Source organism: Brevibacillus sp. SIMBA_040, from assembly GCF_046535075.1.
Classification (GTDB): Bacteria; Bacillota; Bacilli; order Brevibacillales; family Brevibacillaceae; genus Brevibacillus.
This window is the reverse complement of sequence record NZ_JAWRXI010000378.1, coordinates 1-242: the sequence shown is the minus strand read 5'-3', so window position 1 is coordinate 242 and position 242 is coordinate 1. Positions and strand designations below refer to the sequence as shown.

The window sequence follows — 242 nt, the reverse complement described above, 5'->3', positions numbered from 1 at the left end:
CCAATGGCCGGTATCACGTGCAGGATCCGGTGTTCGCGGGCGACGGTCTTTGGACGAAGGACAAGGCTCTTGACACCGAAGCGAGCGGATATTTCCTGATTCCAGCCAGTACGCCTCTGCAACCGGGCTGGCGAGTGGTCGCCAAGGAGGAGGCCGAATCCATATGGGGTAAAGGTCCCACGAGCGCGGTCCAACCGGGCGACGCCAACGATCCGACCGCCAACAACGGACCGAACAACTGC

Annotated in this window: 1 protein-coding gene; it reads left to right on the top strand. The window is 62.0% G+C overall.

What is annotated here, in order from left to right:
- Nucleotides 1-242 (top strand): hypothetical protein (locus tag SB752_RS33170; protein WP_410719623.1); only part of this gene is annotated, 242 nt, incomplete at both ends.